This is a genomic window from Sutterella sp. (genome assembly GCF_052272535.1).
GTDB lineage: Bacteria > Pseudomonadota > Gammaproteobacteria > Burkholderiales > Burkholderiaceae_F > Sutterella.
Genome location: NZ_DAVZJY010000092.1, coordinates 1 through 8898, shown reverse-complemented (window position 1 = coordinate 8898; position 8898 = coordinate 1). Strand labels below are relative to the sequence as shown.

Sequence of the window (8898 nt, the reverse complement as noted above, 5' to 3'; positions counted from 1 at the left end):
TAAATGGTTTGGCCTTCCTGAACGGTTTTCATGATCGCCCCATGGTTCTTGATACCCTCATATTTTAGCACTTATCAAGATATAAAGCAAGCTTTCCCTAGTAAAAAACAAAGAATTAGGGCTGGCGCACAACAAGCAATTAGAGCCTGCTACGCGTCAGCCCTGCCCGCCGCAGCCGCACCCCGTCGGCCGAAGGGTGCTTCAGTCGTTGGAGTACGCTCGTCCACATTCACTTCGCCGTACCACGCCGGCATCATTCAGGCGCCGCGATCCCCATAATCAAGGCGAACAGTAGCTCCTGCGCGTCACGCGAGAAGATCGGCGCCGCGCGGCTTTTCAGCGAATGCCGTCGTTGCGCACCGCGGCATACAAAAATGCTGAGTACGGGAAAACCCTTTTGCGAAAACAAAACACTGCGCCCCACTTCTCTCCAATCTCTGAAGGCGCAGTGCGCTCGGCGACGCCGCCCCACCCTCCTCCGCGCAGTACTATGGCTTGTGACTTTCCGCTTCCGGCCTCTCTTTTCAACCGACCTCCCCGCTCATGCGTTGGCTCCCGCTCATCAAGGTTCTTCTCCTCCCGCTCGGTCTTCATTCCTGCGCGGTAGGACTGCGCTTCACCGCGACCCTTGACGCGCTCGCGCACGGCGCCACCTCCTTTGAAGTGGGCCTGATGCTCGCGTGCATCTCGCTCGTGCCGGCCCTCTGCGCGGTGGAGGCGGGCCGGTGGCTCGACCGCTCGGGCCCGAGGCCCCCAGTGCACGCGGCGCTTCTCGCCGCCTTCACGGCGGGCGCGGCCGCACTCGTCATCCCGCGCGGCACGGGGCTCTTCGCCTTTGCGGCGCTCTTTCCCGCATGTCTCGCCGCGGGCTTCGCCTTCATGCTCGTCAACACGACCTCTCAGCGCATGACGGGCGACGTCTGCCCGCCGGGCGGGCGGCAGACCGCCTTCACGGCGCTCTCGCTCGTCACGGCCACGAACAACCTCGCCACGCCCGTGATCGCGGGCTACGTGATCGAGCACGTCTCCTTCTCGGCGGTCTACGTCTGGTGCATCACGGCGCCGGCGCTCCTCGCCGTGCTCGTCGCCTCCCCCTTCATGCGCGACGTCCTCGCGAAGCGCCGGCGTGCGGCCCGCGGGGCGGCGAAGACGGAGGGCGGCGCGCTCGACTTCCTGCGCGACCGCCCGATGCGCGCCGTGCTCCTCGCCTCCGTGGTGATTTCTGTCGCCTGGGAAGTCGGAAACCTCTTGATCCCGGTCTACGCGAGCGGAGCGGGCCTCAAGCCATCGGAGATCGGCTGGGTGCTCGGCGCCTTCGCCGCGGCGACCTTCGTCGTGCGCTTCGCGATGCCGCTTCTGCTGCGGGTCGTGAAGGAGTGGCACATGATTGCGATGACGCTGCTCCTCTCCACCATCGCCTTCGCGCTCTTCCCCTTCTTCGAGCGGCCGCTCCCGCTCATGGGCGCCGCGTTTCTGCTCGGGCTCGGACTCGGGGCGTCGCTGCCCAACATGATGTCCCTCGTCTATCTCTTCGCGCCGGGCAACCGCATCGGCGAGGCGATCGGCTTGCGCATCATGCTCATCAACGCGGGCAAGGCCGCCTTCCCGATCGCGGCGGGGGCGGTGGGCGCCGTCATCGGCGCGGGGGCGTCGCTCTTCGGGCTCGCGCTCTTCACGGCCGGCGGGTTCCTCTACACGCTCTCGACCGCCCGTGACGTCCTGGGCCGCATGCGCGAGCTCCGTGAAGAATGAAGGCCCGGGGAGCCCGCCCGCTGCGGCCTTCAATTTGCTTAGCCGCCTTCACAACCGCTCCGGTTTTGACCTCCGTCCAACGGGTGCTAAAGAATTAGTCGTTTCTCTTTAATCTTCGGGAAGGTCCTCGTATCATCACGGCATTCGACAAAGCTCTGGGCGCTCGCTTCAAGACGCCCGTCACGCGTCCGCCTCCCGCAGGAGCTCCCGTCCCGCTGGTTGCGGCGCGAAAGCCTGAAAAATTTTCACCCGTATGTACGATCCCAAATCCCGCCGCGCGGACGAGTTCATCAACCGTGCGGAAATCGAAGACACCCTGAAGTGGGCCGAGGAGCACAAGTCCGACCGTCCGCTCATCGAGTCGCTTCTTGAGAAGGCCAAGACCGCCAAGGGCCTCACGCACCGTGAAGCGGCCGTGCTCCTCTTCTGCGACATCCCGGAATGCAACGAGCAGATCCTCCACATCGCCCGTGAGGTGAAGGAGAAGATATACGGCGCGCGCATCGTGCTCTTCGCGCCCCTCTATCTCTCGAACCACTGCGTGAACACGTGCACCTACTGCCCGTACCACGCGAAGAACAAGAACATCGTGAGAAAGAAGCTCTCGCAGGAGGATATCCGCAACGAGGTGATCGCGCTGCAGGACCTCGGCCACAAGCGTCTGCTTCTTGAGGCGGGCGAGCATCCGAAGTACAGCCCGATCGAGTACATCCTCGAGTCGATCAAGACGATCTACTCGATCCAGCACAAGAACGGCAAGATCCGGCGCATCAACGTCAACATCGCCGCCACGACGGTCGAGAACTACCGCAAGCTCCACGAAGCTGAAATCGGCACCTACCAGCTCTTCCAGGAGACCTATCACCCGGATGAGTACAAGAAGCTCCATCCGAAGGGACCGAAGGCCGACTACGCCTGGCACACCGAAGCGCACGACCGCGCGATGGAGGGCGGCATCGACGACGTGGGCCTCGGCGTCCTCTTTGGCCTCACGCTCTACAAGTACGACTTCGTGGGTCTGCTGATGCACGCCGAGCACCTCGAGGCCGTCTGGGGCGTCGGCCCCCACACGATCTCGGTGCCGCGCATCTGCCCGGCGGACGACATCGACCCGCACACCTTCTCCAATGCGGTTCCGGACGACGTCTTCCTCAAGATCGTCGCGCTCATCCGCCTCGCCGTTCCCTACACCGGCATGATCATGTCCACGCGCGAGAGCGCGCGCATCCGCGCCGAAGCCCTCAAGCTCGGCATCTCGCAGCTCTCGGGCGGTTCGCGCACGTCGGTGGGCGGCTACACGATCCGCGACATCCGCGACATCGAGAACTCCGCGCAGTTCGAGATGAACGACCGGCGCACCCTCGACGAAGTCGTCCGTTGGCTCCTCGAGAACCAGTATCTGCCGAGCTTCTGCACGGCGTGCTACCGCGCCGGCCGCACGGGCGACCGCTTCATGGAGTTCGCGAAGAACGGCGCCATCGCCGACTACTGTCAGGCGAACGCCATCCTCACGATGAAGGAGTACCTCTGCGACTACGCCACGGCGAAGACCCGCGTCGAGGGCGAGCAGGTGATCCAGCTCGAGCTCCCGAAGGTGAAGAACGTGAAGTTCCGGAATGCGAGCGTCAAGCGCCTCGAGCGCATCGAGGGCGGCGAGCGCGACTTCCGTTTCTGATGCTCCGGCTCCCCCGCTCCGCGCCTTCCGGGACCCCACGTCGAATGTCCTGCGGCAGACCGCGGGCGGGATGAAGCCCTAAAGACCCGAAAACGCCTCCTGCGGTTCGACCGCCGGAGGCGTTTTTGTCTGATCGCACGGCGCAAAAAGACCTCCGCCGGAGTCTCTCCGGGGAGGCCTGTCGCTTTGAATGCGCCGGTCAGCCGATGCGCTTGGGCGCCGCGGCGGCCGCGGGCGCGTCCTTCGCGGTGTTGACGATCTTCATCGCCGACGAGATCATCGTCGCCATGTCGCCCATGTTCCCCGGGACGATCAAGGTGTTCGAGGTCTTCGCGAGCTCGCTGAAGGCGGCGACGTACTTTTCGGCGACCTGGAGGTTGACGGCGGTGAGGCCCCCTTCGGCCTGGGTCGCGCGGGCGATGCGCTCCAGGGCCTCGGCCGTGGCGTTCGCGATCGCGACGGTGGCGGCCGCCTGACCTTCGGCCTTGTTGATCTCGGCCTGTTTTTCGCCTTCGGACTGCGCGATCGCGGCTTCGCGGGCGCCCGTGGCGAGGTTGATCTGCTCCAACTTCTTGCCTTCAGACGCGGCGACGACGGCGCGCTTCTCGCGCTCGGCCGTGATCTGCTGCTGCATCGCCTGCAGGATCACCGCCGGAGGCGTGAGGTCCTTGATCTCATAGCGGAGCACCTTGACGCCCCAGTTGAGCGCCGCCTCGTCGATCGAGGAGACGACGGACTTGTTGATGAGGTCGCGCTCCTCGAAGGTCTTGTCGAGCTCCATCTTGCCGATCACGCTGCGCAGCGTCGTCTGCGCGAGCTGCGTGATCGCGATGATGTAGTTCGAGGTGCCGTAGCTCGCGCGCTGCGGGTCGGTCACCTGGAAGAAGAGAACGCCGTCCACGGTGAGCTGCGTGTTGTCGCGCGTGATGCACACCTGGCTCGGCGTGTCGAGCGGAATCTCCTTGAGGGAGTGGCGGTAGGCGACGCGGTCCACGAACGGGATGATGAAGTTGAGGCCGGGCGAGAGCACGGCGTGGAACTTGCCGAGACGCTCGACTACCCATGCGGTCTGCTGCGGAACCACCTTGATGCCCTGGCTCGCGAAGAGTACGGCGAGCGCCACCAGGACGACGGTGAAGATGAGAAAGCCGCTGACGGCGAAGTCGAGGACCATGGTTCAAGCCTCTTGGCGTAGGTGAAGGAAAAAGGGATTCTTTGCCGGCGCTACGGACGGACGCGCCGGTCGAGGACGAGCTGCGCGCCGTCGACGCGCGCGATCGTCCACCATCCGGCCGTGAGGGGATGGCTGTCCGCGGGCCGCGCGATCCAGGTCGCGCCCCGATAGGTGACGACCGCGAGGCCGTCGCTGCCCACGGCGTCCACCTTGACGCAGTTGCCTTCGTCAAGGTTCTGCAGGCGCTCGGCCGGATCGCGCCGGCCCGCCCGGATGCGCCGGAAGACGAGCACGAAGAGGCAGCCCGCCGAAACGGCGGCCGCACAGGCGAAGAGCTGCCAGGTGAAGGCAAGGCCGATCCAGGCGTAGATCGCCGCAACGAGAAGTCCAAAGACCACGGCGAGGAGATACACCGTCGAGAGGAAGAGCTCCGCGGCGAGAACGACGGCCGCCGCAATGCACCAGACAAGTGTGGGCGAAATGGAAATCACGCGTGCGCTCCTTCTCTGCTGAAGACGGGGCCGGGCCGATTGGAAACCGGGCCCTTCGGGGATGTCGCATTCGAGTCTAGCACGCAGCCCATCGACTCCCCAGCGGCTTTACACGCAGGGCGACCGGCGCAAATGAAACAAAATCAAACCGCCCCTCCGGGAACGAAAAAAACCTCCCGCCGTCCGTTTCGCGGACGATGGGAGGCTTTCTCTGCCGAGAGCTCAACGCCTGCGCGGGGGCGGGGAGCCCTCACGCAGGAGCGGGTTCGATCAGCGGCCCGAGGCGAGGCGGCGCCAGGTGTCGGCGACCGTGTCGGGGTTGAGCGAGATCGACTCGATCCCCTCATCCATGAGCCACTTGGCGAAGTCGGCGTGGTCGGAGGGACCCTGACCGCAGATGCCGACGTACTTGCCCTTGGCGCGGCAGGCGCGGATCGCCATCGAGAGCAGCGCCTTGACGGCGTCGTTGCGTTCGTCGAAGGTCGCGGCGACGAGGCCGGAGTCGCGGTCGAGGCCGAGCGCGAGCTGCGTCATGTCGTTGGAGCCGATCGAGAAGCCGTCGAAGTACTCGAGGAACTGGTCCGCAAGGAGCGCGTTGCTCGGGATCTCGCACATCATGTTGAGGCGCAGACCGTTCACGCCGCGCTTCAGACCGTGCGACTCCATGATCTCGGTGACGCGGCGGGCTTCATCGACCGTGCGCACGAACGGGATCATCAGCTCGACGTTGGTGAGGCCCATCTCGTCGCGCACGAACTTCATCGCGCGGCACTCCATGGCGAAGCACTCGGCGAACTGGTTGGCGATGTAGCGCGAGGCGCCGCGGAAGCCGAGCATCGGGTTCTCTTCAACCGGCTCGTAGTTCACGCCGCCGATGAGCTTGCGGTACTCGTTGCTCTTGAAGTCCGAGAGGCGGACGATCACCTTCTTCGGGTAGAAGGCCGCGGCGATCGTGGCGACGCCTTCGGCGATCTTGCGCTCGTAGAAGGCCTTCGGGCTCGGGTAGCCCGCCGAGAGGCGCTCGACGGCGTCGCGCAGCTCGCCCGGAACGTTCGGGTACTCGAGGATCACCTTCGGGTGGATGCCGATGTTGTTGTTGATCACGAACTCGAGGCGGGCGAGGCCGACGCCCTTGTTCGGGATCGACTGGAAGTCGAACGCGAGCTGCGGGTTGCCGACGTTCATCATGATCTTGACGGGGAGCTCGGGGAGCGCGCCGCGGACCACTTCCTCGATGCGGATCTCGAGGAGGCCCTCGTAGATGTTGCCCGTGTCGCCTTCGGCGCAGGAGACCGTGACCTTGTCGCCCTCGAGGAGGCGCTCGGTCGCGTCGCCGCAACCCACGACGGCCGGGATGCCGAGCTCACGCGCGATGATCGCGGCGTGGCAGGTGCGCCCGCCGCGGTTCGTGACGATCGCGCTCGCGCGCTTCATCACCGGCTCCCAGTTGGGGTCGGTCATGTCCGTGACGAGGACGTCGCCCGCCTGAACGCGGTCCATTTCGGCGGCGCTCTGAACGATGCGCACTTCGCCCTGGCCGATCTTCTGGCCGATCGCGCGGCCCTGGGCGAGGAGGCGCCCCTTGCTCGCGAGCGAGTACTTCGTCTGCACTTCGGCGCTCTTCTGCTGCGACTTCACCGTCTCGGGGCGGGCCTGCAGAATATAGATCTTGCCGTCCGTGCCGTCCTTGCCCCATTCGATGTCCATCGGGCGGCCGTAGTGCTTCTCGATGATGCGGGCGAACTTGGCGAGCTCGATCACGTCTTCGTCGGTGATCGCGAAGCGGCGGCGGTCCTCGGGAGCCACGTCCACGGTGCGCACCGTGCGACCCGTCGAGGCGTCGGTCTCAAACTCCATGCGGATGAGCTTGGAGCCGAGGGTCTTGCGGATGATCGGGAACTTCCCTTCGTCGAGCGTGGGCTTGAAGACGTAGAACTCGTCGGGGTTCACCGCGCCCTGCACCACGGTCTCGCCGAGGCCGTAGGAGGCGGTGATGAAGACCACCTGGTCGAAGCCCGACTCGGTGTCGAGCGTGAACATCACGCCCGCGGCGCCCTTGTCGGAGCGGCACATGCGCTGCACGCCGGCGGAAAGCGCCACTTCGGCGTGGGTGAAGCCCTTGTGGACGCGGTAGGAGATCGCGCGGTCGTTGTAGAGCGACGCGAAGACCTCCTTCATGTGATGCAGAACGGCGTCGATGCCGTTGACGTTCAGAACCGTCTCCTGCTGGCCGGCGAACGAGGCGTCGGGCAGGTCTTCGGCCGTCGCGGACGAACGCACGGCGACGGAGATGTCACGGCCGTCGCGCAGCCATTCATAGAACTCGCGGATCTCCTTCTCGAGCTCGGCGGGGAACGGAGCCTCTTCAATCCAACCGCGAATCTCGGCGCCGGCGGCGGCGAGCGCCTTGACGTCGTCCACGTTGAGCGTCTTGAGCCGCTCGTGGATGCGATCCTCAAGTCCGCCTTCACGCAGGAAAAGACGGAAGGCTTCGGCGGTCGTGGCGAAGCCGTCCGGCACGCGGATGCCGGCGCTCGTGAGCTGACTCAGAAGCTCGCCGAGAGAAGCGTTCTTGCCGCCGACGCGGTCAACGTCCGTCATGCGAAGTTGGCTGAAGGGGAAAACGTAGCGACCCTGTACCATTTTTATCCTCTGACTGCGCCCGCATTTCACTGCTTCCCTGCGGGCCTGGGATCTTGAAAACACGCGCATTCTAACCGTTCCGGCGCGGCCCTCGTATGTGGTTATCCCCATGAGGCGCTAGGAGCGGCGCCCCGCGCACCGGAGGCCGAGCGCTCTTTGAGGACGGCGGAAGCGAAAAACGGTTTAAAATCCGCGCTCTTACGCCTTCAACCCCACCTCTTTCACTCAGAAGAGCCATGACTGACACCGAAAAGGCCGCGAAGACCCGTCAGGTCTTCATCGTGAGCGACGGCACCGCTATCACCGCCGAGACGCTCGCGCACTCGATCATGACGCAGTTCCCCGATCTGCACTACCACCAGACCCGCATCCCGTTCGTGGACACCGTGGAGAAGGCGATCGACACCGCGCGCCGCATCAACGCCGTCGAGAAGGAGGACGGGTTGCGTCCGATCATCTTCACGACGTTCGTTGATCCGGACATCATGCGCAACTTCAACGAGCTCGTCTCGGGCCACATCATCGACCTCTTCCGCAAGTTCGTCGGGCCGCTCGAAACCGAGCTCGGCATAAAGAGCGCGCACCGCATCGGCCAGACGCACCGCATACGCGACGACGAGAAGTATCAGCGCCGCATCGCCGCAATCGACTACACGCTGCAGCACGACGACGGTCAGACCAACCGCGGCCTCGACGAGGCCGACGTGATCCTCGTGGGCGTCTCGCGCTCGGGCAAGACCCCGACCTCACTCTTCCTGGCGATGCAGTTCGGCATCAAGGTCGCGAACTACCCGCTCATCCCCGAGGACTTCGACCGCGGCGCGCTCCCGGACGCGCTCATTCCGCTGCGCAGCAAGCTCTTCGGCCTCTCCATCGCACCCGAGCGCCTCTCGGAGATCCGCAACGAGCGCCGCCCCGGAAGCCGCTACGCGAGCCTGCAGAACTGCACGCAGGAGATCCACGACGCCGAATCGCTCATGCAGCGCGAAGGCATCCGCTGGCTCAACTCCACGACGAAGTCGATCGAGGAGATCTCGGCGACGATCATGTCGGAGCTCGGCCTCGACAAGCAGAGGAAGGCCTGATTCCATCCGCCGGGGCGGCCTCCCGCCGCCTGAAGGACAAGCCCGCCCCGGGACACAAGCTCCCGCGGCGGGCTTTTC

6 protein-coding genes are annotated in these 8898 nt (G+C 65.1%); 3 read left to right on the top strand and 3 right to left on the bottom strand.

What is annotated here, in order from left to right; translation table 11 throughout:
- Positions 1-543 precede the first annotated feature (543 nt).
- Both ACT6Y9_RS06080 and hydG read left to right on the top strand, forming a co-directional pair.
- Positions 544-1752 carry an MFS transporter gene (locus ACT6Y9_RS06080; RefSeq protein ID WP_443743866.1) on the top strand — a complete coding sequence of 403 codons (1209 nt, stop codon included), beginning with the start codon at positions 544-546 and terminating at the stop codon, positions 1750-1752.
- Positions 1753-2005: 253 nt separating this feature from the next.
- On the top strand, positions 2006-3427 hold the full coding sequence (hydG, locus tag ACT6Y9_RS06075) for a [FeFe] hydrogenase H-cluster radical SAM maturase HydG (protein ID WP_295480833.1): 1422 nt from the start codon (positions 2006-2008) through the stop codon (positions 3425-3427).
- A gap of 199 nt (positions 3428-3626) precedes the next feature.
- Here hydG and ACT6Y9_RS06070 read toward each other — a convergent pair whose 3' ends face one another.
- From ACT6Y9_RS06070 to ppsA, 3 genes are all read right to left on the bottom strand, one after another.
- Entirely contained in the window at positions 3627-4601 is a 975-nt protein-coding gene (locus tag ACT6Y9_RS06070; RefSeq protein WP_295480831.1) for an SPFH domain-containing protein, read from the bottom strand.
- Between the two features lie 50 nt (positions 4602-4651).
- On the bottom strand, positions 4652-5092 hold the full coding sequence (locus tag ACT6Y9_RS06065; protein ID WP_443743865.1) for an NfeD family protein: 441 nt from the start codon (positions 5090-5092) through the stop codon (positions 4652-4654).
- 270 nt (positions 5093-5362) lie between these two features.
- A complete protein-coding gene (gene ppsA / locus ACT6Y9_RS06060) occupies positions 5363-7735 on the bottom strand; it encodes a phosphoenolpyruvate synthase (protein WP_295480827.1) in 2373 nt (790 codons plus the stop codon).
- 236 nt (positions 7736-7971) lie between these two features.
- Here ppsA and ppsR point away from each other — a divergent pair, with 236 nt between their 5' ends.
- The gene (gene ppsR, locus ACT6Y9_RS06055; RefSeq protein ID WP_443743864.1) at positions 7972-8820 is read left to right on the top strand and encodes a posphoenolpyruvate synthetase regulatory kinase/phosphorylase PpsR; all 849 of its coding nucleotides are present in this window, start codon (positions 7972-7974) and stop codon (positions 8818-8820) included.
- Positions 8821-8898 lie beyond the last annotated feature (78 nt).

Excerpts from the sequence above, each read along its gene's own strand:
- ACT6Y9_RS06080 (WP_443743866.1), top strand. The coding sequence starts at position 544 with ATGCGTTGGCTCCCGCTCATCAAGGTTCTTCTCCTCCCGCTCGGTCTT.
- hydG (WP_295480833.1), top strand. The coding sequence starts at position 2,006 with ATGTACGATCCCAAATCCCGCCGCGCGGACGAGTTCATCAACCGTGCG.
- ACT6Y9_RS06070 (WP_295480831.1), bottom strand. The coding sequence starts at position 4,601 with ATGGTCCTCGACTTCGCCGTCAGCGGCTTTCTCATCTTCACCGTCGTC.
- ppsA (WP_295480827.1), bottom strand. The coding sequence starts at position 7,735 with ATGGTACAGGGTCGCTACGTTTTCCCCTTCAGCCAACTTCGCATGACG.
- ppsR (WP_443743864.1), top strand. The coding sequence starts at position 7,972 with ATGACTGACACCGAAAAGGCCGCGAAGACCCGTCAGGTCTTCATCGTG.